18 protein-coding genes are annotated in these 25,653 nt (G+C 72.2%); 6 read left to right on the top strand and 12 right to left on the bottom strand.

The window, feature by feature from the left end; all coding sequences use genetic code 11:
• Window positions 1–2: 2 nt before the first annotated feature.
• Entirely contained in the window at window positions 3–599 is a 597-nt protein-coding gene (locus AC6JBM_RS05485; protein WP_497982532.1) for a YdeI/OmpD-associated family protein, read from the top strand.
• Here AC6JBM_RS05485 and AC6JBM_RS05490 read toward each other — a convergent pair.
• The 4 genes from AC6JBM_RS05490 to AC6JBM_RS05505 all read right to left on the bottom strand — a co-directional run bounded on the left by AC6JBM_RS05490 (window position 596) and on the right by AC6JBM_RS05505 (window position 9,449).
• Entirely contained in the window at window positions 596–3,259 is a 2,664-nt protein-coding gene (locus tag AC6JBM_RS05490; protein WP_497982533.1) for a helix-turn-helix transcriptional regulator, read from the bottom strand. The two genes, AC6JBM_RS05485 and AC6JBM_RS05490, sit on opposite strands and share 4 nt — an antisense overlap.
• A gap of 6 nt (window positions 3,260–3,265) precedes the next feature.
• Window positions 3,266–4,060 carry a GntR family transcriptional regulator gene (locus AC6JBM_RS05495; RefSeq protein WP_497982534.1) on the bottom strand — a complete coding sequence of 265 codons (795 nt, stop codon included), beginning with the start codon at window positions 4,058–4,060 and terminating at the stop codon, window positions 3,266–3,268.
• A 234-nt stretch (window positions 4,061–4,294) separates the two neighbouring features.
• Entirely contained in the window at window positions 4,295–7,807 is a 3,513-nt protein-coding gene (metH, locus tag AC6JBM_RS05500) for a methionine synthase (protein WP_497982535.1), read from the bottom strand.
• Between the two features lie 10 nt (window positions 7,808–7,817).
• Window positions 7,818–9,449, bottom strand: a complete 1,632-nt coding sequence (locus AC6JBM_RS05505) for a glycosyltransferase family protein (protein ID WP_497982536.1) — start codon at window positions 9,447–9,449, stop codon at window positions 7,818–7,820.
• 147 nt (window positions 9,450–9,596) lie between these two features.
• Between AC6JBM_RS05505 and AC6JBM_RS05510 the strand changes: the two genes are divergently transcribed.
• On the top strand, window positions 9,597–10,478 hold the full coding sequence (locus tag AC6JBM_RS05510) for a PAC2 family protein (RefSeq protein ID WP_433076511.1): 882 nt from the start codon (window positions 9,597–9,599) through the stop codon (window positions 10,476–10,478).
• Between the two features lie 133 nt (window positions 10,479–10,611).
• On the opposite strand, the gene AC6JBM_RS05515 is transcribed toward AC6JBM_RS05510, so the two are convergent.
• Entirely contained in the window at window positions 10,612–11,826 is a 1,215-nt protein-coding gene (locus AC6JBM_RS05515; protein WP_497982537.1) for a pyridoxal phosphate-dependent aminotransferase, read from the bottom strand.
• Window positions 11,827–11,958: 132 nt separating this feature from the next.
• Between AC6JBM_RS05515 and AC6JBM_RS05520 the strand changes: the two genes are divergently transcribed.
• Window positions 11,959–12,330: a BlaI/MecI/CopY family transcriptional regulator gene (locus tag AC6JBM_RS05520; protein ID WP_350625681.1), complete on the top strand. Its 372-nt coding sequence runs from the start codon at window positions 11,959–11,961 to the stop codon at window positions 12,328–12,330.
• The gene (locus tag AC6JBM_RS05525) at window positions 12,327–13,265 is read left to right on the top strand and encodes a M56 family metallopeptidase (RefSeq protein WP_497982538.1); all 939 of its coding nucleotides are present in this window, start codon (window positions 12,327–12,329) and stop codon (window positions 13,263–13,265) included. The genes AC6JBM_RS05520 and AC6JBM_RS05525 overlap by 4 nt, the downstream gene beginning before the upstream one ends.
• A gap of 344 nt (window positions 13,266–13,609) precedes the next feature.
• Here AC6JBM_RS05525 and AC6JBM_RS05530 read toward each other — a convergent pair whose 3' ends face one another.
• On the bottom strand, window positions 13,610–13,996 hold the full coding sequence (locus AC6JBM_RS05530; protein ID WP_497982539.1) for a hypothetical protein: 387 nt from the start codon (window positions 13,994–13,996) through the stop codon (window positions 13,610–13,612).
• A 165-nt stretch (window positions 13,997–14,161) separates the two neighbouring features.
• Here AC6JBM_RS05530 and AC6JBM_RS05535 point away from each other — a divergent pair, with 165 nt between their 5' ends.
• Window positions 14,162–15,121, top strand: a complete 960-nt coding sequence (locus AC6JBM_RS05535; protein ID WP_497982540.1) for a ketopantoate reductase family protein — start codon at window positions 14,162–14,164, stop codon at window positions 15,119–15,121.
• A gap of 409 nt (window positions 15,122–15,530) precedes the next feature.
• Window positions 15,531–16,169: an HAD family hydrolase gene (locus AC6JBM_RS05540; RefSeq protein WP_497986419.1), complete on the top strand. Its 639-nt coding sequence runs from the start codon at window positions 15,531–15,533 to the stop codon at window positions 16,167–16,169.
• A 54-nt stretch (window positions 16,170–16,223) separates the two neighbouring features.
• On the opposite strand, the gene AC6JBM_RS05545 is transcribed toward AC6JBM_RS05540, so the two are convergent.
• The 6 genes from AC6JBM_RS05545 to AC6JBM_RS05570 all read right to left on the bottom strand — a co-directional run bounded on the left by AC6JBM_RS05545 (window position 16,224) and on the right by AC6JBM_RS05570 (window position 25,023).
• Window positions 16,224–18,776: an ABC transporter permease gene (locus tag AC6JBM_RS05545; protein ID WP_497982541.1), complete on the bottom strand. Its 2,553-nt coding sequence runs from the start codon at window positions 18,774–18,776 to the stop codon at window positions 16,224–16,226.
• 5 nt (window positions 18,777–18,781) lie between these two features.
• Window positions 18,782–19,537 carry an ABC transporter ATP-binding protein gene (locus AC6JBM_RS05550; RefSeq protein WP_433076499.1) on the bottom strand — a complete coding sequence of 252 codons (756 nt, stop codon included), beginning with the start codon at window positions 19,535–19,537 and terminating at the stop codon, window positions 18,782–18,784.
• Between the two features lie 176 nt (window positions 19,538–19,713).
• Window positions 19,714–22,269, bottom strand: a complete 2,556-nt coding sequence (locus AC6JBM_RS05555; RefSeq protein WP_497982542.1) for an ABC transporter permease — start codon at window positions 22,267–22,269, stop codon at window positions 19,714–19,716.
• Between the two features lie 4 nt (window positions 22,270–22,273).
• Window positions 22,274–23,053 carry an ABC transporter ATP-binding protein gene (locus AC6JBM_RS05560; protein ID WP_497982543.1) on the bottom strand — a complete coding sequence of 260 codons (780 nt, stop codon included), beginning with the start codon at window positions 23,051–23,053 and terminating at the stop codon, window positions 22,274–22,276.
• Window positions 23,054–23,143: 90 nt separating this feature from the next.
• A complete protein-coding gene (locus tag AC6JBM_RS05565) occupies window positions 23,144–23,818 on the bottom strand; it encodes a response regulator (protein ID WP_497982544.1) in 675 nt (224 codons plus the stop codon).
• Window positions 23,815–25,023 carry a sensor histidine kinase gene (locus tag AC6JBM_RS05570; RefSeq protein WP_497982545.1) on the bottom strand — a complete coding sequence of 403 codons (1,209 nt, stop codon included), beginning with the start codon at window positions 25,021–25,023 and terminating at the stop codon, window positions 23,815–23,817. The genes AC6JBM_RS05565 and AC6JBM_RS05570 overlap by 4 nt, the downstream gene beginning before the upstream one ends.
• Window positions 25,024–25,653 lie beyond the last annotated feature (630 nt).

Here is a 25,653-nt window from a genome sequence, read left to right on the forward strand (position 1 = left end):
GGATGCCGGGAGCGCAACTGCAGGAGCTGATCGTCGCCGACGCCGAGGCGTTGCGGGCGTGGCTGGCCGAGCACCACGCGGTGTCGGCGGGGGTCTGGCTGGCCCTGACCCGCAAGGGCGGGACGATCACCACGCTGACCTGGCAGCAGGCGGTGGACGAGGCGCTGTGCGTCGGCTGGATCGACGGGCAGGCGCGCAAGGGCGACGAGCAGCACTCCTGGATCCGCTTCACGCCGCGTACCGCCCGCAGCTCCTGGTCGCAGCGCAACGTCGGGCACGTGGCCCGGCTCGAGGAGCAGGGCCGGATGCGACCGGCGGGCCGCGCGGCGGTGGACGCGGCCAAGGCGGACGGGCGGTGGGCGGCCGCCTACGCCCCGCCGTCGGAGGCCGAGGTGCCGGCCGATCTCCTGGCCGCGATCGCCGCGGTGCCGGCCGCCCAGGCCATGTTCGACGTGCTCACCAAGGCGAACCGGTTCGCGCTCGTCTACCGCCTCAACGCCGTCAAGCGGGCCGAGACCCGCGAGCGGAAGATCGCCGAGTTCGTGGCGATGCTGGCCCGCCACGAGACCTTCCAGCCCCAGAAGGCCAAGCCGGTCTAGGGATCGAGCAGCACCTTGGCCAGCTCGCCCCGCGACTTCACGCCGAGCTTGGGGAAGATGTGGTACAGGTGGGTGGAGATCGTCCGCGGTGACAGGAACAGCCGCTCGCCGATCTCGCGGTTGCTCAGCCCGGCCGCGGCCAGGTGCGCGACCTGCAGCTCGTGCTCGGTGAGGGCGGCCGTCGCGTCGACCGGCCGGCGCAGCGACTCGCCCGAGGCCCGCAGCTCGGCCCGCGCCCGGTCCGCCCACGGCGTCGCTCCGAGCGCGTCGAACGTGGCCGCCGCGTCCCGCAGGTGCGGCCGGGACTCGAGGTTCTGCCGGCCGCGGCGCAGGCGGGTCCCGCGGGTCAGCGCCAGCCGGGCCCGCTCGAACAGCCACGCGGCGAGGTCCGGCCCGGCGTCGTCGCCGGGCCGGGTGGCGGGGCCGTCGGCCAGGACCTCGCGGGCGTAGCGCAGCCCGGCCAGCAGCGCGGGGTTGCGGCATTGCCCGGCCACCGGCTCCAGGTCCGCGACGACCGGGGCCAGCTCGGCCCGCAGGTCGGCGAGCAGGGCCGCCTCGGCCAGGTGGCCGACGGCGGTGAGGCGCAGGTACGGGTGGTACGCGGGATCGGCCGGGTCGAACATGCGCCGCAGCTCGCGGAACGCCTCCTCGGCGCGCCCGGCGGCCAGGGCCTCGACGCCGCGCACGCGCAGGACCTGCGACACGAGCGGATGCATGCCGGCCGCGAGGAACACCGCCTCGGCCCCGTCGGCCAGCGCGCGGGCCCGCTCGCCGTCGCCGCGCAGGGCCGCGGCCATCGCCAGGCTGAGCCGGCCGGTCAGCCCGACCTGTCCCAGGCCGATCTCCGCGGCCAGGCTCACCGTCTCCTCGGCGTGCCGCAGCGCGGAGCGGGCGTCGCCCAGGGCGGCCGCGTTGAAGGCGAGGCTGTTGAGCACGTGCACCAGCAGGCCCAGCCGGCCCTGCCGGCTGAGGTCGGCGATGCTCGGGATCAGCAGGTGATTGGACAGCGGGAACGCGCCGACGCCGGATGCCGCGACGCCGAGCTCGCTCAGCGCCACCGCGCTCAGGCCGACCCGGTGGCGCAGCCGCTCGAGCCGCTCCAGGCTCGCCACGCCGCGCTCGATCGGGGCGGCGGTGGCCATCGCGGCCAGGGCCCGGTAGTCGTCGCCGGGCGTGTCGAGCGCCTCGGCGATCTCGACGTAGCGCCGGCGCAGCGCGTCGCCCGGGTTGGACCAGTGCATGCGCAGGCTCAGGTCGATCAGCGAGCTCAGGGCGAGGTTGGCGTCGCCGGTCCGGCGCATGTCGTCGATGAGATCGAGGTACACCCCGAGCCGGGTGGTGCCGGTGAAGCCCGCGCCGACGAAGGACTCGTGCAGCCACGCGTAGCGCGCCCGGTGGGCCGGTCGCAGCTCCTCGGAGCCGACCTGGGCCAGCAGCCGCCGCACGGTGTCGCCGTCGCCCTGCTGACTGGCCATCTCCGCGGCCCAGAGCAGCCGCAGGACACGCTCGGTGTGGTCCTCGCTGAGCTGCGCGGCCCGTTCCAGCGCGGCCTGCGCGACCCCGGCGGCCTGGCTGCGGTGGGCCCGGATCGCGGTCTTGGCCAGGTCCCGCGCGATCGCCTCGTCCGGGCCGGCGGCGGCCGCGGCGCGATGCCAGATCTGGCGGCCCGGCTCGGCCGCGAGCACCCGGGCCAGCGCGGCGTGCGTGGCCCGGCGCACCTCCGCCGCGGCCGATCCCGCCAGCGCCGAGCGCAGCAGGGGATGACGGAACCGGATTCGGTACTGCTCGTCGACGGCCATCAGCCGCGTACTCACCGCCGGCTCCGCGTCGGCCCCCGTGACCGGCCGCCCGCAGACGATCGCGGTCGCGGCCGTCACCTCGTCCAGCGCGTCGCCGTCGTCGAGCGCGGCGGTCAGCAGCAGGGCCCGGGTCGGCTCCGGCAGCTCGGCGACCAGGGCCGAGAACGTCCGCTCGACCCGGGTGCTCAGCGGCAGCGCGGCCGGCAGCAGCGCGGCGGCCCCGGAGCGGGCCGCGGCCTCGCCCAGCTCGACCAGGCCGAGCGGGTTGCCGGCCGCCCCGTCGAGGACCCGGGCCCGCAGGGCGGGGGAGAGGCCGGGGACGATCCGGTCGAGCAGCTCCGCGGCGGGCCCCGGCCCGAGCGGGTCGAGCCGGATCTCGGGCAGCCCGGCGGCGGCCAGGCGCCGCTCGACGTCGTCGCCGTCGCGGACCGTCATCACCAGCGCGATCCGGTCGGACTCCAGGCGGCGGCCCAGGAACGTCAGCGCATCCCAGCTCGGCGCGTCGGCCCAGTGCGCGTCCTCGACGGCGAGCAGGACCGGCTCGCCGAGGTCCCCGAGCCGGTCGAGGACCCGCATGCCGATCCGGTACGGCGAGGACTCCCCGTCCGGGTCGAAGCGCACCCCGACCTGGCGCAGCAGCTGGTGGATGACCGCGTAGGGGATCAGGGCCTCGGCCTGCACCCCGGCCGCCGTGACGACCCGCATTCCCTCGGCCCGGGCCGTGTCGGCCGCCTGGGCCAGCAGCGCCGTCTTGCCGATGCCGGCCTCGCCGCGCAGCACCAGTCCGCCGCCCTGGTCGCGGGCGGCCGAGCGCAGCACGGCGTGCAGCCGCGCCCACTGCGAATCGCGTCCGACCAGCACTCGTGGTCAGCCCAGCGCCAGGCCGGGCTCGTCGTCGGGCAGGCCGGGGCGGGGGGCCGGGATGCGGTACTCCTCGGTCAGCTGGGTCATCGGGCCGGGCCAGGCCGCCTGGGCGACCTCGATGACCTTGTGGTCGTCGTCGTAGGCCACGTGCAGCAGCACCAGGACCGGCGTGTCGGGCCGGATCTGCAGCAGCTCGGCCTCCTCCCGGGTCGGCAGCCGGGCGCTGACCTGGTCGCGGGCGCTGGCGTAGCGGCGGCCGAGCTCCTCCTCGACCTCCTGGAACAGCGGCCGGTCGAACACGTCGGGGCGCTCGATCGACGTCCCGCGCACATCATTGGGGCGGAACCAGGAGGCGCCGACCTCGACCGGGGAGTCACCGGTGCGCACCAGGTGCCGCCGCACGAGCAGCGGCGCGCCCGCGTCGAGGCCGAACGCCTCGGCCACGTCCGCGGGGGCCGGCAGCTGCGCGACGATCATGAGATGCTGACGGTACCGCGCGGCGAGCTCCGCGTGGTAGCCGCGCTGGGAACCGTAGCGGCCGCGGGAGAGCCGGTTCATCCGGCGCTTGGTGCCGCGCACGAACGTGCCCGAGCCCGGCCGGGTGATCAGCAGGCCCTCGATGCGCAGCTGGTCGATCGTGCGCTGGACCGTCTGCTTGGCCACCCCGTACTGCGCGGCCAGGGCTGGGATCGACGGCAGTCGCTCGCCGGGGGCCCAGTCGCCGCGCTGGATCTGCGCGCGGATCTGGGCGCCGATCTGCCGATGCGGGAACTCCGCCGCGCCCGGGTTGATGGTCATAGGGCTCAACCTAGCCTCCTAGGATGCCGTGCGCAACGTGTTCGAGTGAACTGACGCGCGGCAACGGTGGCGGTGTGGCAAAGCTCAGGCAGGTCACGGCGTGACTTACCGGATATTTCGCATTTGTCAGGACAAAGTGGCGTTCCGGTCGATGGGCGGCCTGAGTGGCAAGGCTGTGGCGGACAGGGCTGAGCAGCCGACGCGCTCGGGCGCGTCGGCTGCTCAAAGCTGGTGCTACTTGGCGTTGAAGTAGGACGCGTCGGGGTGGTGCACGATGATCGCGTCGGTGGCCTGCTCCGGCACCAGCTGGAACTCCTCCGACAGCGACACCCCGATGCGGTCCGGCCGCAGCAGGGCGACCGTCTTCGCGCGGTCCTCCAGGTCGGGGCAGGCCGGGTAGCCGAAGCTGTACCGGCAGCCGCGGAACTCGGTGCGCAGCAGCCCGTCGAGGTCCTTCGGGTCCTCGTCGGACATCGGGCGGTCGCCGGGCAGGACGAGCTCCTCGCGCACGCGCCGGTGCCAGTACTCGGCCAGGGCCTCGGTCAGCTGCACCGACAGGCCGTGCACCTCGAGGTAGTCGCGGTAGGCGTTCTCGGCGAAGAGCTTCGCGGTGTAGTCCGACACCGGCTGGCCGACGGTGACCAGCTGCATGCCGATGACGTCGAGCTCGCCGGCGTCGCGGGGCTTGAAGAAGTCGGCGATGCAGAGGCGGCGGTCGCGGCGCTGGCGCGGGAAGGAGAACCGGGCCCGCTCGCTGTGGCCGTTCTCGTCGAGCACGACGAGGTCGTTGCCCTCGGAGTAGCAGGGGAAGTACCCGTAGACGACCGCGGCCTCGAGGACCCGGTCGGAGGCGAGGCGGTCCATCCAGTACCGCAGCCGGGGCCGGCCCTCGGTCTCGACCAGCTCCTCGTAGGAGGGGCCGGTGCCGCCGCGGGCGCCGCGCAGGCCCCACTGGCCGAGGAAGGTGGCCCGCTCGTCGAGCAGGGCCGCGTAGTCGGCGAGGGGGATGCCCTTGACGACCCGGGTGCCGAGGAACGGGGCCACCGGCACCGGCGCGGTGTAGTCGATGTCGGACTTCACCGAGGCGTCGTCCAGCGCCGGCAGGTCCTCGCGGACCTCGACGGTGCGGGCGCGGCGCTCCCGGCGGGCGGCCAGGGCGGCCTCGCGCTCGGCGTCGATGACGGGGGCGCCGCCGCGCTTGGCGGTCATGACCCGGTCCATGAGGGCGAGGCCCTCGAAGGCGTCGCGGGCGTAGTGCACGTCGCCGTGGTAGAGGGCGCGCAGGTCGTCCTCGACGTAGGCGCGGGTGAGGGCGGCCCCGCCGAGCAGCACCGGCCAGCGTTCGGCGACGCCGCGGGTGTTCATCTCCTCCAGGTTCTCCTTCATGATCACCGTGGACTTGACGAGGAGGCCGGACATGCCGATCGCGTCGGCCTGCTTCTCCTCGGCGGCCTCGATGATCGCGGAGATCGGCTGCTTGATGCCGATGTTGACGACCTCGTACCCGTTGTTGGACAGGATGATGTCGACGAGGTTCTTGCCGATGTCGTGCACGTCGCCCTTGACGGTGGCCAGCACGATGCGGCCCTTGCCGGCGTCGTCGTCGGACTTCTCCATGTGCGGTTCGAGGTAGGCGACGGCCGTCTTCATCACCTCGGCGGACTGCAGCACGAACGGCAGCTGCATCTGCCCGGAGCCGAAGAGCTCGCCGACGGTCTTCATGCCGTCGAGGAGGACGTCGTTGATGATGGCGAGCGCGCTCAGGCCGGTCAGCGCCTCGTCGAGGTCGGCCTCGAGGCCGTTGCGCTCGCCGTCGATGATCCGCCGCTTGAGCCGCTCGTGCAGGGGCAGCGCGGCGAGCTCCTCGGCGCGGGAGGCCTTGGCCGAGGCGACGTCGACGCCCTCGAAGAGCTCGATGAAGCGCTGCAGCGGGTCGTAGCCCTCGCGGCGGCGGTCGTAGACGAGGTCGAGGGCGACCTCGCGCTGCTCGTCGGGGATGCGGCTCATCGGCAGGATCTTCGACGCGTGCACGATGGCGCTGGTGAGGCCGGCCTCCTGGCACTCGTGCAGGAAGACCGAGTTGAGCACCTGGCGCGCGGCCGGGTTGATGCCGAACGAGACGTTGGAGATGCCCAGGGTGAAGTTGATCCCGGGGTACAGCCGGGAGATCTCCCGGATCGCCTCGATCGTCTCGATGCCGTCGCGCCGGACCTCCTCCTGGCCCGTGGTGATCGGGAAGGTCAGGCAGTCCACGAGGATGTCGGAGACCTGCATGCCCCACTTCGTGGTGAGGTCGTCGATGAGGCGGGCGGCGACGCGGACCTTCCACTCGGCGGTGCGGGCCTGGCCCTCCTCGTCGATGGTGAGCGCGACGACGGCGGCGCCGTGCTCCTTGACCAGCGGCATCATCCGGGCGTAGCGGGAGCCGGGGCCGTCGCCGTCCTCGAAGTTGACGGAGTTGACGATGCAGCGGCCGCCGAGCATCTCCAGGCCGGCCGCGATGACCTCGGGCTCGGTCGAGTCGAGCATGATCGGCAGGGTGGAGGCGGTGGCGAAGCGGCCGGCGAGCTCGCGCATGTCCTGGGCGCCGTCGCGGCCGACGTAGTCGACGTTGAGGTCGAGCATGTGCGAGCCGTCGCGGGCCTGCTGGCGGGCGATCTCGAGGCAGGTCTGGTAGTCGGCGGCGAGCATCGCCTCGCGGAACGCCTTGGAACCGTTGGCGTTGGTCCGCTCGCCGACCATGAGCACGCTGGCGTCCTGGTGGAACGGCACGTGGTGGTAGATGCTGGCGATGCCCGGCTCGATCTGCGGCCGGCGGGTGACCGGGTGCTGGGCGCCGAGCCGGTTCGCGACGGCGTTGATGTGGGCGGGGGTCGTGCCGCAGCAGCCGCCGACGAGCCCGGCGCCGTAGTCGAGCACGAAGCGCTGCAGCGCCTCGGCGAGCTCGTCCGGGGTGAGCGGGTAGTAGGCGCCGTTCGCGGTCAGCTGGGGCAGGCCGGCGTTCGGCATGACCGACACGGGGATTCGGGCGTGCTGGGCGAGGTACCGCAGATGCTCGCTCATCTCCGCGGGCCCGGTGGCGCAGTTGAGGCCGATGAGGTCGATGCCGAGCGGCTCCAGGGCGGTGAGCGCGGCGCCGATCTCCGAGCCGAGCAGCATGGTGCCGGTCGTCTCGACGGTGACGTGGCAGATGATCGGCACGGTGAGCCCGGTGGACTCGAAGGCCCGCTGGGCGCCGATGATCGCCGCCTTGGTCTGCAGGAGGTCCTGGCAGGTCTCGATGATCAGCGCGTCGGCGCCGCCCTCGATGAGCCCGGCGGCGTTGTCGAAGTACGCGTCGCGCAGGGCGGCGAAGGGGGCGTGGCCGAGCGTGGGCAGCTTGGTGCCGGGGCCGATCGAGCCGAGCACGAACCGGGGCCGCTCGGGGGTGCTGTGGGCGTCGGCGGCCTCGCGGGCGAGCCGGGCGCCGGCCTGGGACAGCTCGCGGATGCGCGACTCGATGCCGTATTCGCCGAGGTTGGCCAGGTTTGCCCCGAACGTGTTGGTTTCGACGGCGTCGGACCCGGCCGCGAAGTACTCCTCGTGGACCTGCCGCACGACGTCGGGGCGGGTCACGTTGAGCACCTCGTTGCAGCCCTCGTGCCCCTCGAAGTCGTCGAGGGTGAGCTCGGCCGCCTGGAGCATGGTGCCCATCGCGCCGTCGGCGAGGAGCACGCGCTCAGCGAGGGTCTTCAGTAGATCCGGCATACCCCAGAGGCTATCGGGCGCCCGGCGTCGAATCCGCCCCGGGCAGACGCGATTCCCGCCACGTATCGGTACTGATCTCCCGCTGGGTGGGAACTTCCGTGGTCAGGAGGTCACCGCCTGCATCACTTTTCGGGGCCGGCTGGGCGGCCGGCGCCTCCTCGTGGGGGACGTGCCAGAACACCACGGCCAGGAAGATGAGCGCCACGCCCATGATCAGCAGCGGGGTGATCGAGCCGGTCGGCGGGTGCCACTTGCCGGCGAGGGGGTTGAACCAGCCGACGCCGGCGTTGTTGGGCAGGCCGCGCTGCCAGCGCACCATCGCCCAGACGAGCAGCACGAAGTGGATCGGCAGCAGGAAGATGATCATCGTGCGGGTCAGGGTGCGGGTCTGCCCGGCGTCGAACAGCCGCCGTTCGAGCGTCCACGCGGCCAGCAGGGGCAGGCCGGCCAGCAGCGGCAGCATGTACCGCCCGTTGATGATGAATCCGGTCATGTTGGCCTGGCTCACCTGGAGCATGCCGGGCAGCGCGACGCCGCCGAGGAGGATGACGAGGTACCGCCACCGCGTCGTCCAGTCCCCGAAGATCCCGCCGAGGAAGACCAGCCCGCCCACGAGCAGCGCCCAGACCACGTAGAACGGCGCCCACATGAGCACGTCGAACCAGCCCGCGACGCCGATCATGCCCTCGATGTACACCCACCAGCTGTTCGCGTAGATCGCGATGGCCTCGCCGGTCTTGTACTGGTACAGCCCGGGCGGCGGCGGGACGAGCTCGCCGGTCTTCATGCCGACGATCCACGCGGCGGACAGCACCGCGGCGAGGATCACGCCGCCCGTCCACAGCTTGACGCGCAGCAGCCCCCAGTACTCCCGCAGCCACTTCCACCGCACCGGCACCGCGAGGGCGAAGAACGCGAACGCGAACCAGGCGGGGCCGGCCGAGCGCAGGGTCAGCAGCAGCACCGCGCTGATGCCCAGCAGCGTGACGAGCGAGCGCTTGTTCGCCAGGTCGGGCGGCTCCAGCAGCAGCGGTATGCCCGCGGCGAAGAACGCGATGCCGGCCGCGATCTCGACCGAGTTCGGGTTCACGCCGCCGGCCAGGTGGGCCAGCATCGGGGTGGCCACGCCGAGCAGGGTCGCCGCCGCCAGCCCGAACCGCGACCAGCGCAGCAGCGACACGAACGCCGAGGCCAGCAGGGCCGCGCAGATCGCCGCGCTGATCAGCCGGGCGACGACCAGGCCGCCCCAGTTCGGCCACAGCCGCAGCGGCACGCCGACGGCGAAGTAGTAGAGCGGGTTGTACCGCCCGGCGCTGGTGCTGACCTCGCCGATCGGGCCGCCCTTGAGCCCCTCGGCGCAGGCCGCCGACACGTTGGGCTTGAATCCGAAGCATACGGCGTGGGCGTCCATGCCGACCGGTACGCGCTGGTAGGCCCCCATCCCGGGCTTCTCGAAGGCGTCCGGGACGGTCGCCGGCCGGGCGAAGATCTGCCCCGGGTCGAAGGAGGCGACCCCGGCGGCCCGGATGGTGTGCTGAACCTCGTCGGCCGGCCCGTCGAAGGGGGCCGCGAAGCACCAGGCACCGAAGACGAGGAAGAACGCCGAGAAGGCGAGCAGCCAGGACCTGCGACCGTTTCGCATTCCCGGATGCTACCGAGAGATCTTGAGTCCCCTGCTACTGGGCGTGACATCTCACCCGGCGCCGGCGGCGGCGGGTATCCACTCTCATCTGGGTTCCCCAGCGCGGCCAACAAGCCATTGCGCGGGCATCCACGTAGGCTGGGACCCGTGACCGAGTTCGACGGCCTGCCCGTGCTGCGCTCCCCTGTCGCGATTGCCGCGTTCGAAGGGTGGAACGACGCCGCCGATGCGTCGACCGCCGTGGTCGAGCATCTCGAGCAGGAGTGGGGTGCCGAGACCATCGCCTCGCTCGACCCCGAGGACTTCTACGACTTCCAGGTCAACCGGCCGACGGTCGTGATGTCCGAGGGGGAGACGCGGCGCATCGAGTGGCCGACCACCCGCTTCTCGGTGGCGAGCCCGCCCGACGCCGAGCGCGACATCGTGCTGATCCGCGGCATCGAGCCGAGCATGCGCTGGCGGACCTTCTGCGAGGAGGTCCTCGAGGTGTGCCACTCCCTCGAGGTCAGCCGCGTGGTCCTGCTCGGGGCGCTGCTCGCCGACGTGCCGTACACGCGGCCGCTGCCGGTGAGCGGCTCGGCCCCGTCCGGCGCCTCGGCCGAGACGATCGAGCGCCTCGGCCTGATCCCGACCCGCTACGAGGGCCCGACCGGCATCGTGGGCGTCCTGCACGACGCGAGCGTGCGCGCCGACCTCGAGGCCGTGTCGTTCTGGGTGCACGTGCCGCACTACGCGAACAACCCGCCGTGCCCGAAGGCGACCCTGGCCCTGCTGCACCGCCTCGAGGAGATCCTGGACCTGCCGGTGCCGACCGGCGACCTGGCCAAGGAGTCCGCGGAGTGGGAGGAGCGGCTGAAGCAGGCCGCCGAGCAGGACGCCGAGCTCGCCGAATACGTGCGGGAGCTGGAGGAGCGCTCCGGCGACGCGGGGCTGCAGCCGCTGTCCGGCGACGAGATCGCGCAGGAGTTCGAGAAGTACCTGCGCCGCCGCGGCGGCCAGGCCGGCCCGTCGGCGACCGGGGCCTGGTAGACCGCTCCCGCAGCTTCCGTGCGAAATGTCGGCCGCTTCGCGGCCGAACCGGCCGACATTTCGGACTTATACCTCGTCGGGCGACATGTCCGGAACGGGAAGACCCGGGCGCTCGCGCGCCCGGGTCGCCGCGTCAGTCCTGCACGTACGTGCTCAGGAACCGCCCGAGCCGCGTCACCGCGTCCTCGAGGTCGGCCACCCGAGGCAGCGTCACGATGCGGAAGTGGTCCGGGTGGTGCCAGTTGAACCCGGTGCCCTGCACGACCAGCACCTTCTCCGCCTTCAGGAAGTCCAGGGCGAAGCGCAGGTCGTCCTTGATCGGGTGCACCTCGGGGTCGATGCGCGGGAACATGTAGAGCGCCCCCTGCGGCTTCACGCACGACACGCCCGGGATGTCGTTGAGCAATTTCCAGGCGATGTCGCGCTGTGCCAGGAGCCGCCCGCCGGGCAGGACCAGGTCGTTGATCGACTGGTAGCCGCCCAGGGCCGTCTGCACCGCGTGCTGGGTCGGCACGTTCGGGCACAGCCGCATGTTGGCCAGTATGTCGAGGCCCTCGATGTAGCTCGTCGCGTGCGCCTTCGGCCCGGCCAGGACCATCCAGCCGGTGCGGAAGCCCGCCACCCGGTACGCCTTGGACAGCCCGTTGAACGTGATCGTGAGCAGGTCCGGCGCGACGGCCGCGGTCGAGACGTGCTCGGCGCCGTCGAAGAGGATCTTGTCGTAGATCTCGTCGGAGAACACGATGAGGTCGTGGCGCCGGGCGACCTCGGCGATGCGCTCCAGCATCTGCCGGCTGTAGACCGCGCCGGTCGGGTTGTTCGGGTTGATGACCACGATCGCCTTGGTGCGCGGGGTCACCTTGGCCGCGATGTCCTCGACGTCGGGCATCCAGTCGTTGGACTCGTCGCACACGTAGTGCACGGGCCGCCCCCCGCACAGCGACACCGACGCCGTCCACAGCGGGTAGTCGGGGGAGGGGATGAGCACCTCGTCGCCGTTGTCGAGCAGCGCCTGCAGCGACATGACGATGAGCTCGGAGACGCCGTTGCCCAGGTACACGTCCTCGATGTCGACGCCGGTGACGTCCTTCTGCTGGTAGTACTGCACCACGGCCCGCCGGGCCGACAGCAGCCCCTTGGAGTCCCCGTAGCCGTGCGCGGCCGGCAGGTTGAGGATCACGTCCTGCAGGATCTCCTCGGGCGCCTCGAAGCCGAACGGCGCCGGGTTGCCGATGTTGAGCTTGAGGATGTGGTGGCCGTCGGCCTCCATGCGCTTGGCGGCGGCCATGACCGGCCCGCGGATGTCGTAACAGACGTTGGCCAGCTTCGCGGACTGAGTCACCTGCATGCAGGCACCCTACGACTCGCCGGCAACCGCGACGGTAGCCACTTCCCAGGATGTGGCCCCGCGGCCGACTGGCACACGGGCCGCCCGTGGGTACGATTCGCGATAGTTGGGCGGGCCAGGGGAGGGGCTGCGGTGCAGGGGTTCGGGGACTTGGAAGCGGCGCTCATGGAGCTGCTGTGGCAGCGCGAGCGGCCGACCACCGTCCGGGAGGCGATGACGGAGCTGACCTGGCACCGCGAGCTCGCGTACACGACGGTGATGACGGTGCTCGACACCCTGTTCCGCAAGGGCTGGCTGACCCGCGAGCCCGACGGCCGCGCCTACCGGTACAGCCCGGCCCTGACCCGCGACCAGTACGTGGCCCAGACCATGCACGAGGTCCTCGTCGACAGCGGCGATCGCCTCGAGGCCCTCACGCACTTCGTCGGCCGGATGACCCTCGACGAGGCCGCGGCCCTGCGCGCGGCGCTGAGCACGTACGAGCGCAAGATCGCCGGGCGATGAGCCCGTTACTGCTGGTCGGGTTCGCGCTGGCGCTGGCCGCGCTCGGCGCCCCGCGGCTGGCCGCGGCCGGATGGGTGACCCGCTCGCCGCGGCTGGGCGTCGCGGCCTGGCTGGTGCTGAGCGCCGCGATCCTGGCCTCGGCCCTGCTGGCCGCGCTGACGCTGCTGCTCTACTGGGACTGCGCGCACGACCTCGCCGCCGGGGCCTGGCACATGTGCCTCGACGCGCTCCTGGGCCGCCACGACCACCACCGCGCGCGGGCCATCGCGTTCGCGGGGCTCGTGGTGCTGCTGGCGCTCGGGGTGCGGCTGGTGCTCAGCGCCGGGCGGCTGTACGCCACCCATCGCACGCTGCGCAGCCGGCTGCGGCTGCTCGTGCGGGCCGCGGGGACCGGCCAGCGGGTGCCGGGCGCGACCGTCGTGACGCACCCCGAGCCGGCCGCCTACCTGGTGCCCGGCCCGCGGCTGCCCGGGCGCGCCGCCGACATCGTCATCACGTCGGCCGCCGTGGACCGCCTGGCCGCGCCGGAGCTGTCGGCCGTCCTCGCCCACGAGCGCGGCCACCACGAGGGCCGCCACTTCGAGGCGACCCGCTGGATGCGGATGCTGGCCCAGGCGTTCCCGTGGGCGCCCTGCTTCCGCCTCGGCGCGCGGCAGGTCGACCGCCTGGTCGAGCTGTGCGCGGACGACACCGCGGCGCGGACCGCCCGGCGCGTGGACCTGGCCCGGGCCCTCGCCGCGATGGCCGGCTCGGCGGGACCGGCGCCCGGCCTGCCCCTGCACGGCGGCGACGCCCTGGAGCGGATGCACCGCCTGCTGGACCCGCCCCGCCCCCTGCGCCGGCTCCCGCGCGCCGCCATCGTCACGCTCTGTGGCGCGACCCTGGCCGCCCCGCCGGTGCTGGCGATCCTGGAGCGCACGCTCCTGGCGTTGTAGCAAGCGCATGGCTCGGGTCCGCGTCACCTGCGGACCGTCGCTCCCGCCAGGAATCCCGGCCTCCGCGGTGGCAAGAACAGACCGCCACCACTCCTGTCCGTCACGCAACGCCGCGCGGACGCCGCCCGTCACGGGACTCCCGTCCGTCGCGCAACGCCGCGCGGACGCGGGTCGGAGCTGATGCGGCCGGGCGGGACGGTCGTCAGTCCCCAGTCCTGCTCGTCGCGCGGAACGCGGCGCGACGGTCGCCGATTCCTGGTCCTGTTTGTCGCGTTTGTCACGCAACGCCGCGCGGACGCCGGCCGGGGCTGATGCGGCACGGCGCCCGCGTGGCGCGACGGTCGTCAGTTTCCGGCGATCGAGAACCCGTCGCCGCCGGTGCTGATCTGCGTACCCTGCGCGAAGCTGCTGCCCATCTGCGCGCGCAACGCGTCGATCTCGGAGAACTGGGCGCTGTGCATCGACTCGCTGCCCTCGGCGGCGAAGACGTGGTCCGACTCCTCGGTGTCGTGCGAGTAGTTGGTGAAGTCGGTCGACTCGTAGCGGCTGCCGTCCGCGCCCTCGAACTCGACGTGCCGGCCGGTCTCGAAGTCGGTCGACTCGGCCGCCGAGTGGTCGGCCTCGAACACCCCGAACTGCGACTGGAAGTCCTGCTCGCCGCCGGAGGCCTGGTGCAGCTGCTCCAGCTCGCTGGACTCCTGGCCCATGGAGAAGTCGCCGTACTCGCTCATTGTCGTATTCCTCTCGGTGCTGTAGCTGAAGGGGGGTGGATCAGATGCGAGGAACACTACTAGCCAATCTCGTAGACCGAGTCCCCCATTCGTGCCAGCCGGGCTGCCCACTACGAGCGACGGTCGTACGTGGCTAGGGCCGGTTCAGTGGGTACCGTCGGGGGCGTGCGATTCGTGATCATCGGAGCGGGTGCGGTCGGCGGCGTGGTCGCGGGCCGGCTGGCCGGCTCGGGCGCGCCCGTGGCGCTGGTCGCCCGCGGCCCGCACCTGGACGCCATCCGCCGCGACGGCCTGCTGCTGCGCGAGGCCGCCGGCGACTCGAGACACCACCTGCCGGCCCACGCCACCCCGTCCGAGGTCGACTGGCGCCCCGGCGACGTGGCGGTCCTGGCCGTGAAGAGCAACGACACCCAGGCGGTCCTGGAACAGCTCCCGCGCGACGTCCCCGTCGTCTGCCTGCAGAACGGCGTGGCCAACGAGCGCGCGGCCCTGCGCCTGTTCCCCGACGTGTACGCCATCTGCGTCATGCTCCCGTCGGCCCACCTGGAGCCCGGCGTGGTCGTGGCCCAGTGCGCCCCGGTGCCGGGCATCCTCGACATCGGCCGCTTCCCCGGCGGCGTCGACGACACCAGCCGGGAGATCGCCGCCCACCTGTCGAAGGCCGGCTTCGTGTCGCAGGCGCGGCCGGACATCATGCGCCAGAAGTACGCGAAACTGCTGATGAACCTGGGCAACGCCGTCGAGGCCCTGTGCGGCCAGGTCGAGGGCGCCGACGAGCCCGCGGCGATCCTGCGAGCCGAGGGCGAGACGGTCCTGAAGGCCGCGGGCATCGACTTCGCCACCCTGGAAGAGGACAAGGCCCGGCGCGGCGACATCCTCCAGCTCGTCCCGGTGGCGGGCACCATGCGCGGCGGCGGCTCGACGTGGCAGAGCCTGACCCGGCGCACGGGCACGGTCGAGGCCGACTACCTCAACGGCGAGATCGTCCTGCTGGGCCGCCTCCACGGCGTCCCGGCCCCGGCCAACGAGACGGCCCGCCGCCTGGTGGTGGACGCCGCCCGCACCGCCAAGGCCCCCGGAGCCCTGACCCCCGCCCAACTCCTGGCCGCCATCAACGAGTCCTGAGCAGCCCGGCAACGCGATCCCCGGCCGCCATCGGTGCCCGGCTCTTTCCGGAACGGCCCGCACGCGCTGTGCACACGAGGCGACACCGCTGACCACACGCCGGCGGTGTCGTGTCGCGGCGAACCCGGCCCCGGCCCCGCATGCGCTCCAACGCCACGCCGCACACCTCGCTCTGCGCGGTCGCGCAGGGTTTCAACGCCGCGCCGCACGTCCCACGCCCGGTGTGGCCAAGAACCGACATGCGGAGCATGTCGGACTTTTCGCCCAGCGCGACATAAATCCGATAAGTCGTGGCGCGGAGCGCCCGACTTATCGCCCTGGCCCCCGTGAGTTTGCGCACGGAACAGCCGCCGACCCCCCGACCCGAAACCCGGCCGAGGCAGGATCCGGAACCGTGGCGATGCAGGCGGTGCTCTTCGACATGGACGGAACCCTCGTGGACAGCGAGAAGATCTGGGAGGTAGGCCTCACGGAACTGGCCGCCCACCACGGCCGCCCCCTGTCTGCCCAGGCCCGGCGCGACATGGTCGGCACGAACATGGCCGAGTCCATGCGCATCCTCCACGACGACCTCGGCCTGCCCGCCACCCGCGAGGCCATGGACGAGTCCGTCGTCTGGCTCGAGGAGCGGGTGAAGGAGCTGCTGCGGCTGGGAGTGCCATGGCGGCCGGGCGCGAAGGAGCTGCTCGGCGCGCTCAAGGCGGCCGGCGTACCGCTGGCCCTGGTCACGGCCACCCACCGGCATCTCGTCGATGTCGCGCTGCTCACGATCGGGGCCGAGCACTTCGACGCCGTCGTGGCCGGGGACGAGGTGGACGAGACGAAGCCGCACCCGATGCCCTACCTGACCGCCGCCGCGCTGGTCGGGGCCGAGGCCGCCAACTGCGTCGCGGTCGAGGACTCGCCCAACGGGATCAAGAGCGCGCGGGCGGCCGGGTGTGCCGTGCTGGCGGTACCGTGCGAGGTGGATCTCGACCCCGAAGGCGTCACGCTCATCGGCTCGCTGCAAGACGTCGACGTCGACTACCTGCGCAAGCTCGTCGCCTGACGGCAAGACGCCCGCGGCCACGAGGCCGCGGGCGTCCACCCCCGATGAGCAAGCTCAGTCGTGCGCGATCGCCTGCAGGACGTTGACCCGGGCGGCCCGGATCGAGGGCAGCACCGCGGCCACGACGCCGATCAGCGCGGCCAGCACCAGGTACGTCCCCATCTGCGTCCACGGGAACGCCATCTGCGTGAAGCCCTCGTTCTTGAGCGCCCGCACCACCGCCGAGCCGAGCCCGACGCCCACGCCCAGGCCGAGCAGCGCGCCGAAGACCGAGATCACGACGGCCTCCACGGTGACCATCCGCATCGTCTGCGCCCGGCGCATGCCGATCGCCCGCAGCAGGCCCAGCTCCCGGGTCCGCTCCAGCACCGACAGCGCCAGGGTGTTGACGATGCCGAGGACCGCGATGAGGATCGCCAGCGCCAGCAGCACCTGGATCATCGTGAGCAGCTGGTCGAACTGGGCCGACTGCGCCGCCACGTACTCGGCGCGGTTGGCCACCGACACCTCCGGGTTGTCCTTGAGCAGCGTGTCGACCTGCCGCTGGACGTCGGCGACGGCGGTGCCCGGCGCGACCTTCAGGTATCCCCACGACGGCTGCTGCACCCGGAAGTCCGCGATGACGTCGGGCGACACGATGATCCCGCCGGCCACGTTGCTCTTGGCGTAGATGCCCACGATGGTCACGTGGTGCACCTCGCCGCGGGTGAAGCGCATGTCCACGCTCTGCCCGACCGCCAGCCCGCGGCGCTTGGCCGTGTCCGGGTCGAGGATCGCCTGGTTCTTGCCCGTGAACGCGAGCGAGCCCTGCTGCGCGGCGAGCTTGAACATGCCCGCCCACGCGACCACGTCCGGCACCGCGGAGACGCTGGCGCGGTCGTCGCCGACCTGCCCGTACTCCCAGTACTCCGCCGCCGCGCTCGACACCCCCGGGATCCGGGCGGCCGAGTCCATCACGGCCGGGTCGAACGTCGCCGGCCCGTTCTGGTCGCCGTCGCCGGAGATGATGAGGTCGACGGTGACGTCCTTCTGGGCCTGCTGGTTCAGGCTCGACTTGGCCGAGGCGAGGACGACGTTCACGCCGGTGATGAGCGCGAGGCCGACCATGAGCGCGGCCGCGGTGATCGCCGTGCGGCGCGGGTTGCGGCCCGAGTTGAGCCGGCCCAGCTTGCCCGGCACCGACCACGAGAACAGCCGGCCGAGCAGGCCGACGACCGGGCGGGCCAGCAGCGGGGTGAGCAGCGCGACGCCGATGAAGGTCACGAGCACGCCGCCGAGGATCAGCCACAGCGTCGTGTTGCCGCTGCCCTTGCCGGCCAGGCCGAGCCCGAGCAGCGTGCCGCCGGCCGCGCCGACGAGCGCGCCGCTGACCGTGAGCTTCGTCAGCGGCCGGTCGGGCGTGGCCACCTCCTGCAGGGCGGCGATCGGCGGGATGCGGCTGGCGCGCAGTGCCGGCAGTACCGCCGCCACCACCGTCACGACCAGTCCGACCACGAAGGCGCTGATGACCGCGGCGGCGGGCACGCCCACCGAGGCCAGCGCGACGCCGGTGAGGTTGCCGAAGAGCCAGGCCAGCAGCACCCCGACGCCGATGCCGGCCGCGAGCCCGAGCACCGACGCGAGCAGCCCGATGGCGACCGCCTCGGTGAGCACCGAGCCGAGCGTCTGGGCGCGGCTGCCGCCGAGGGCCCGCATGAGGGCCAGCTCCCGGGTGCGCTGCGCGACGATGATCGAGAAGGTGTTGAGGATCAGGAAGGTACCGACGAACAGCGCCACCCCGGCGAAGCCGATCAGGATGTTGTTGAAGAAGCCGAGGCCCGCCTTGAAGTCCTTGGTCGTCGCGTCCTGCAGCTCCTTGCCGGTCTTGACCTGGTAGCCGTCGCCGAGCGCGGCGGCGACCCGGTCGCGCAGCGCCTCGTGGGTGACGCCCGGCTCCGCCTTGACGTCGACGCTGCTGAACACCCCCTTCTGACCCAGCATCAGCTCCTGGGCGACCGGCGTGGTGAACATGACCTCGAGCGAGCCGCCGATGGAGTCGCGGTCGCCGCTGTACCCGAAGATGCCCACGAGCTTGAAGGTCTTCTTCGGCTGCAGGGTGAGCACCCCGACGTCGTCGCCGACCGTGATCCCGGCGGCCTTGGCCAGCTCCGCGTTGACGACGATCTCGTCGTCGGCGCTCGGTGCCCGCCCCTGCCGCAGCTTGAGCAGGTCCGATTCGCCGGTCCAGTTCTCGCCCAGCCGGGGCGGGCCGAACGTGGTGACGACCTTGCCGTTCTTGCCGATCACCCGGGCCCCGTCGGCGGCGGCCTGCGGGGTCACCCCGGCGACGCCCGGCACCGACTTGATCTTGTCGACGAGGTCGGCCGGCATCCCCGCGGCGGCCTGCTCGGGCCCGTCGAAGCCGCCGCCGGCCAGCGTGGCCTTCTTGCTGACCTGCACGTCGGTGCCGGAGTACACCGACGCGAAGAGGCTGTCGAACGAGCGGCCGAGGGTGTCGGTGAGCACGAACGCGCCCGACACGAACATGACCCCGAGCACGACCGCGAGCCCGGAGAGCACGAGCCGCAGCTTGCGCGACAGCAGGCTCTTGATGGTGGCCTTCAGCATGAGGGTCAGGCCACCTTGTCCAGGCGCTTGAGCCGGTCGAGGACGGCGTCGGCGGTCGGCGCGTGCAGCTCGTCGACGATGTGGCCGTCGGCGAGGAAGACGACGCGGTCGGCATAGGAGGCCGCGACCGGGTCGTGCGTGACCATCACGATCGTCTGGCCGAAGTCGCGGACCGAGTTGCGCAGGAACGCCAGCACCTCGGCGCCCGAGCGCGAGTCGAGGTTGCCGGTGGGCTCGTCGGCGAAGATGACCTCGGGCCGCGACACCAGGGCCCGGGCGCAGGCGACGCGCTGCTGCTGGCCGCCGGAGAGCTGGCTCGGGCGGTGCGAGAGCCGGTCGCGCAGGCCGACCGTGTCGATGACGGTGTTGTACCAGGCCGGATCGGCCTTCCGCCCGCCGATCGACAGCGGCAGCAGGATGTTCTCCTCGGCGGTCAGCGTCGGCAGCAGGTTGAACTGCTGGAAGATGAAGCCGACCTTGTTGCGGCGCAGGTTCGTGAGCCCGCGGTCCGACAGGTCGGTGATCTTCGTGTCGCCGACGTACACCTGCCCCCGCGTCACGGCGTCGAGGCCGGCGAGGCAGTGCATGAGCGTCGACTTGCCCGAGCCCGACGGGCCCATGATGGCGGTGAAGCGGCCCTTCTCCAGCTCCACCGACACGCCGGCGAGGGCGTTGACCTGAGCCTCGCCGGAGCCGTAGACCTTCCAGACGTCGACCGCCCGCGCGGCCACCTCGGTGCGCGTCGCAACCGATGCAGTCATGATTCCCCCTGGTGAATGGTGTGCCCATATCGTCTCGGCGGCCGGAGGGGAAAACGTCCGCCTGCGGGTAGACGCCGCCACGGATATTCGAGTGGGGGAGCAGCCCGGATCCCGGGTCGGGGTTGACCCTGACCCGGGACCGCACAGCTTTCTCAGACACGCGCCAGGAGCAGGAGCTACTCGTACGCGATCGCACCCAGGACGTTCAGGCGCACGGCCCGGATCGACGGGATGAGACCGGCGATGCCGCCGACGACGATGGAGGCGATGCAGTACACCACCATGAGCCCCCACGGCAGGGTCACCGCTCCGAACCCGAGCACGTCCTTGAGGGCCGTCACGATCGCCGCCCCCAGGGCCGCCCCGACGGCCAGGCCCAGCACCGTGCCGAAGACGGTGATGACGATCGACTCGGTCGTCACCATCTGCCAGGTCTGCCCGCGCCGCAGCCCGACGGCCCGCAGCAGGCCCAGCTCCCGGGTGCGCTCGATCACGGAGAGCAACAGCGTGTTGATGACGCCGAGCACCGAGATGGCCAGGGCGATGAACAGCAGCACCTGGACGATGACCAGGGCGAAGGTGAAGCCCTGCTGGTTGGTGCTGATGTACTCGTCCTTGGTGTACGCCTGCACCTGCGGGTTGTCCTTGACCACGGTGTCGACGGCGTCCTTGACCGCGGCGACGGACGCGCCGTCCTTGATCGAGATGAACGCCCGCCACGCCTGCGGGAAGGCGAAGCCCGCCTTCGCGTCGGCGTAGTCGACCACGATGCCGCCGGCCACGTTCGACGGCGCGGTGATGCCGACGAGCGTCATCGTCTTGTGCTGGCCCTTCGCGAACGTCATCTCGACCGTCGAGCCGAGCTTGAGCTTGCGCGCGTCCGCCGTCTTGCGGTCCACCACGAACTCGCCGGGGCCGAGGCGGTCGATGCGCCCCTCCTCCGCCTTGATCTTGAGCACGGTGCCGGCCGCGGCCGGGTCGAGGTAGGAGGCCACGTACTGCTGCTCGCCGTCGACGTCGACGGCGTCGACGGTGAACCCGGCGACGGTCCGCACGTCCGGCAGCCGCTGGATCCCCTGGTACTGCTCGTCGGTGAGGACCGGCGGGATCTCGTTGGTCTGCATGCCGAGCACGACGACGTCGGCGGCGAGGTCCTTGTCGAGGGTGTCGCCGAGCGCCGTGGACAGCGAGGTGAAGATGGTGCTGATCGCCGTCACGATCGCGATGCCGATCATCACCGCGCCGGCCGTGATCGCGGTGCGGCGCGGGTTGCGCGAGGAGTTGCGCCGCCCGAGCTTGCCCGGCACCGACCAGGACACGGCCGCGCCGAGCGCGGCGACGAGCGGCTTGGAGATGATCGGGGTCAGCAGCGCCACGCCGATGAGCACGCCGAGCACCCCGCCGAAGACCAGCGCCAGGGTGGCCCCGCCGGCCCCGGCCAGGCCCCAGACCATCGCCCCGGCCGACAGCGCGGTGACGATCGCGCCGGAGACGGTGAGCCTGGTCAGCGGGCGGTCGGGGGTGGCCGACTCGCGCATCGCCGCGATCGGGGCGATGCGGGCCGCCTTCAGCGCCGGCATCAGGGCCGCGACGATGGTCACGCCGATGCCGATCACGAACGAGGCGACGATCGCCGAGATCGGGAAGCCGAGGCTGGCGACCTGGGCGCCGTCGGCGAGCCCGACGAACAGCTGGGCGCCGCCGGCCCCGAGGCCGAGGCCGACCAGGAAGCCGAAGAGCGAGCCGACCACGCCGATGATGACGGCCTCGAGCAGCACCGAGCGCAGGATCTGGCCCCGGGCCGCGCCCATCGCCCGCAGCAGCGCGAGCTCCTGGGTGCGCTGGGCGACGATGATCGAGAACGTGTTGAGGATCAGGAACACGCCCACGAGCAGCGCCACGGCGCCGAAGCCGAGCAGGACGTAGTTGAAGTACTTCAGGATGTCCTTGATGCCCTTGCTGCTCTGCTCGGAGAGCTCCTTGCCGGTCTGCACCACGAACTGGTCGCCGAGGCCGGCCTTGACGGTGTCGCGCAGCTGCTCGTCGCTGACCCCGGCCGCGGCCCTGACGTCGATGGCGTTGAACTGCCCGGGCGCGCCGAGCATCGACTCCTGGGCCTTCGCGGTGGTGAAGAAGACCGCGCTCTCGCCGGCCATCGAGTCCCGCCCGCCGGCGTACTGCATCAGCCCCACGACGGTGTAGGTGGCCCGCTTCTGGTCGCGGGTGATGACGTCCATCGAGTCGCCGAGCTTGATCTTCGCCGTCACGGCCAGCCCGTTGTTGACGACGATCTCGTTGTCGGCCGACGGGGCCCGGCCCTGGTAGAGGTGCACCAGGTCGTCCTCGCCGCTCCAGTTCCCGCCGAACTGCTGGCCGGTCTGGTTGACCACGACCTTGCCGTTCTTGCCGATCGGGGTCGCGCCGTTGAGGAACACCCCGCCGGTCGCCTTGGCCACGCCGGGCAAGGCCGCGACCTTGTCGACGGTCGAGGCCGGGAACGGGGTGCTCGGGTCGCTGCCGCCGCCGCCCTGCTGCTGGACCGCGGCCTTCGCCGAGACCTGCACGTCGGTGTACGTGTAGATGTTGGCGAAGAGGTTGTCGAAGGTGCGCCCGAGCGTGTCGGTGAGCACGAGCGAGCCGGACACGAACATGACCGACAGCACGACCGCGAGGGTCGACAGCGTCAGCCGCAGCTTGCGCGCCAGCAGGCTCTTGAGGGTCGCCTTCAGCATGGCGTCAGGCCACCTCGTCGGCCAGGCGGCCCGGCGCGATGTCGAGGCCCTTGAGCTTGTCGAGGACCGCCTCGGCGGTGGGTTCCCGCAGCTCGTCGACGATCCGGCCGTCGGCGAGGAAGATGACCCGGTCGGCGTAGGAGGCCGCGTTCGGGTCGTGGGTCACCATGACGATCGTCTGGCCGTACTCGCGCACGGAGTTGCGCAGGAACGCCAGCACCTCGGCGCCCGAGCGCGAGTCGAGGTTGCCGGTGGGCTCGTCGGCGAAGATGACCTCGGGCCGCGACACCAGGGCCCGGGCGCAGGCGACGCGCTGCTGCTGGCCGCCGGAGAGCTGGCTGGGCCGGTGCCCGAGGCGGTCGGAGAGCCCGACCGTCTTGATGACGGTGTCGTACCACGCGCTGTCGGGCTTGCGCCCCGCGATCGACAGGGGCAGGAGGATGTTCTCCTCGGCGGTCAGCGTCGGCAGCAGGTTGAACTGCTGGAAGATGAACCCGACCTTGGTCCGGCGCAGGTCGGTGAGCGCCTTGTCCGACATCCCGGTGAGCCGGGTGTCGCCGATGAGGATGTCCCCGCGCGTGACGGAGTCCAGCCCCGCGAGCGTGTGCATCAGCGTCGACTTGCCCGAGCCCGACGGCCCCATGATCGCGGTGAAGTGCCCGCGTTCGAGCTCGACGCTCACCCCGTGCAGCGCGATGACCTGAGCCTCGCCGCTGCCGTACACCTTCCACACGTCGACCGCGCGAGCGGCGATGCCGTTGCCGGTCGTGACGTTCGTGGTCACGCTCAGTCCCCCTAGTGAGGTGGTGCCCCTGTCCTGACCACCTCACGCTAGGGCCGCGCCGACCCGCTTCCCTCGTCCCCGAGAACGACCTCAGGACCCGGGCCGGACCAGTCCCGTCTCGTACGCGAGGACGACGGCCTGCACCCGATCGCGGAGACCGAGCTTCGTGAGCACGTGCCCGACGTGCGTCTTGACGGTCGTCTCGCTCACGGACAGTGCCCGCGCGATCTCCGCGTTGGACAGTCCCCTGGCCAGCTGGATGAGCACCTCGCGCTCCCGGTCGGTGAGCACCCGCAGGTCGTGCGGCGGCTCGGCGGACGGATCGGGCAGCGCGTCGGCGAACTTGTCGAGCAGCCGCTTCAGGATTCGCGGCGCGACGACGGCCTCGCCGGCGGCCACGGTACGGATGGCGATGACCAGGTCGTCGGCGGGAACGTCCTTGGCCAGGAACCCGCTGGCACCGGCCCGCAGCGCCCCGACGACGTACTCGTCGAGGTCGAAGGTCGTGAGGATCAGCACCCGGACCGGCAGCTTGGCGTCCACGATGGCCCGGGTGGCCGCGACCCCGTCCATGCGGGGCATCCGGATGTCCATGAGCACCACGTCGGGCAGCAGCCGCCGGGCCAGCTCGACGGCCTCGACCCCGTCCCCGGCCTCGGCCACGATGTCGAGGTCGGCCTCCCCGCCCAGCACCATCCGGAACCCGGTCCGCAGCAGCGGCTGATCATCGGCCAGCAACAGCCGAATCGGTCGCGCCTGAGTCAACTCGCCAACTGCCTCTCTGCGGGAACCTCGATCGGAATCCGTGCGTGCACACGATAACCGCCCCCGGGCCGGGGCCCGGTGCGCAGCGTTCCGCCGTACAACATGACCCGCTCCCGCATCCCGAGCAGCCCGTGCCCGACGGCGGCGGAGCCGAGCTGCGGCCCGCGCCCGGTGTCGCAGATCTCCACCGTGGACTCGGTGGGCGTGAACGTGAGCCGAACCTCGACCGTGGCGGCGCCGGCGTGCTTGAGCGCATTGGTGAGCGCTTCCTGGACGATGCGGTACAGCGTGAGCGAAACCCCGGGATCGAGCATGCCCGGCTCCCCGTCGACGCGCAGGACGGCCGGAAGCCCGGCCTCCCGGATCTGCTCGACCAGCCCCTCGATGCCGGCCAGCCCCGGCTGCGGCGCCAGCTCCCCGGCGGGCTCGGTCTCGGTGCGCAGCACGCTGAGCAGCCGCCGCATCTCCCGCAACGCGGTCCGCCCGGTCTCCTCGATGGTGGCCAGGGCCTCGTCGGCGGCGCCGGGATCCCGGGAGAGCATCCGCCGCGACCCGGTGGCGAGCACCCCCATGACGCTGACGTGGTGCGCGACGACGTCATGCAGCTCCCGGGCGATCCGCCGCCGCTCCTCGGCGACGGCCTTCTCGGTCAGCGCCCGCTGGGTGTTCTCGGCGGTCCGGGCCCGGTCCTCGAGCGCGGCGATGTAGGCCCGCCGCGTGGCGACGGTCCGCCCGACGGTGAAGCAGACGAGCGCGCTCATCGCGTTGAAGATCAGGAAGATCTTGGCGTCCGGATAGAAGGAGCTGGCCCCGGTCCGCCCGACCACCAGGGCCAGCGTCATCCCGGGCGCCCACATGGCAACGGTGGCGAGCATGGCCGGGCGGACGGGAAGATACGCCGCGGCGGTGTAGGTGACGACGATGACCGCCAGCCCGCCGTCGACCAGCTCCATCTGCCCGGCGAACGGCACCAGGATGTGCAGCGAGATCCAGCCGACGGCCACCCAGAGCGCCCGCCGCCGAAGCGCGACGGCGACCATCCCGATGCCGTCGTACACCAGCTGCGCCGGGAGGTCGACGACCCCGACCGCCCGCTGCGCGAGCGATTCGAGCAGCGTGCTGATCCCCAGGAGCACGAGGGCAAGCACGATGTCCTGGGCGAACGGATCCCCACGACGCCACAGAAACTCCCTGACCCGTCCCACGCAATCGACGGTAGACGCCGCAGCTGGCGGGGGCTCCTCCTCAGGGATGAGACGCCCTCATCCGCAACGCCCCGACGCCAGCACCGCAAGTCGGACCCGGCCCGCAACCGCCAATTGCGCTGATTCCGCTCATGTACGCCATGGATGTGGAAAACGGCACAAAGAAGGCAGTACTACGCGTCCCCGACAAATCTCACGCAGCCCGGCGTCGCATCGCCGGCGGCGAGCACGTCGGCCGATTCGCCCGGCCGCCGGCTATGAGCGGATCACGACGCCCGCAGGCTGTTGGCCGACGGCGTCCGTCCGGATGGCCGGGCCGCCGCCCGGCGGTGCGTTGCTGAGTCCGTCGCCGACGGCGAGCACGTCGGCCGATTCGCCCGGCCGTCGGCCATGGGCGGGTCACGACATCCGCAGGCTGTTGGTCGACGGCGTCCGTCCGGATGGCCGGGCCGCCGCCCGGCGGTGCGTTGCTGAGTCCGTCGCCGACGGCGAGCACGTCGGCCGATTCGCCGGGCCGTCGGCCATGGGCGGGGTCACGACGCCCGCAGGTTGTTGGTCGACGGCGTCCTCCAGATGGCCGGGCCGCCGCCCGGCGTCGCTCGGCGGCCGCGTTGGCGAGGCGGTCGCCGG

Source organism: Dactylosporangium thailandense, assembly GCF_059739745.1.

What these genes read in the sequence shown, in the direction of transcription:
- AC6JBM_RS05485 (WP_497982532.1), top strand. Translation starts at nt 3, where the DNA reads ATGCCGGGAGCGCAACTGCAGGAGCTGATCGTCGCCGACGCCGAGGCG.
- AC6JBM_RS05495 (WP_497982534.1), bottom strand. Translation starts at nt 4,060, where the DNA reads ATGACCATCAACCCGGGCGCGGCGGAGTTCCCGCATCGGCAGATCGGC.
- metH (WP_497982535.1), bottom strand. Translation starts at nt 7,807, where the DNA reads ATGCCGGATCTACTGAAGACCCTCGCTGAGCGCGTGCTCCTCGCCGAC.
- AC6JBM_RS05505 (WP_497982536.1), bottom strand. Translation starts at nt 9,449, where the DNA reads ATGCGAAACGGTCGCAGGTCCTGGCTGCTCGCCTTCTCGGCGTTCTTC.
- AC6JBM_RS05515 (WP_497982537.1), bottom strand. Translation starts at nt 11,826, where the DNA reads ATGCAGGTGACTCAGTCCGCGAAGCTGGCCAACGTCTGTTACGACATC.
- AC6JBM_RS05525 (WP_497982538.1), top strand. Translation starts at nt 12,327, where the DNA reads ATGAGCCCGTTACTGCTGGTCGGGTTCGCGCTGGCGCTGGCCGCGCTC.
- AC6JBM_RS05530 (WP_497982539.1), bottom strand. Translation starts at nt 13,996, where the DNA reads ATGAGCGAGTACGGCGACTTCTCCATGGGCCAGGAGTCCAGCGAGCTG.
- AC6JBM_RS05545 (WP_497982541.1), bottom strand. Translation starts at nt 18,776, where the DNA reads ATGCTGAAGGCCACCATCAAGAGCCTGCTGTCGCGCAAGCTGCGGCTC.
- AC6JBM_RS05550 (WP_433076499.1), bottom strand. Translation starts at nt 19,537, where the DNA reads ATGACTGCATCGGTTGCGACGCGCACCGAGGTGGCCGCGCGGGCGGTC.
- AC6JBM_RS05555 (WP_497982542.1), bottom strand. Translation starts at nt 22,269, where the DNA reads ATGCTGAAGGCGACCCTCAAGAGCCTGCTGGCGCGCAAGCTGCGGCTG.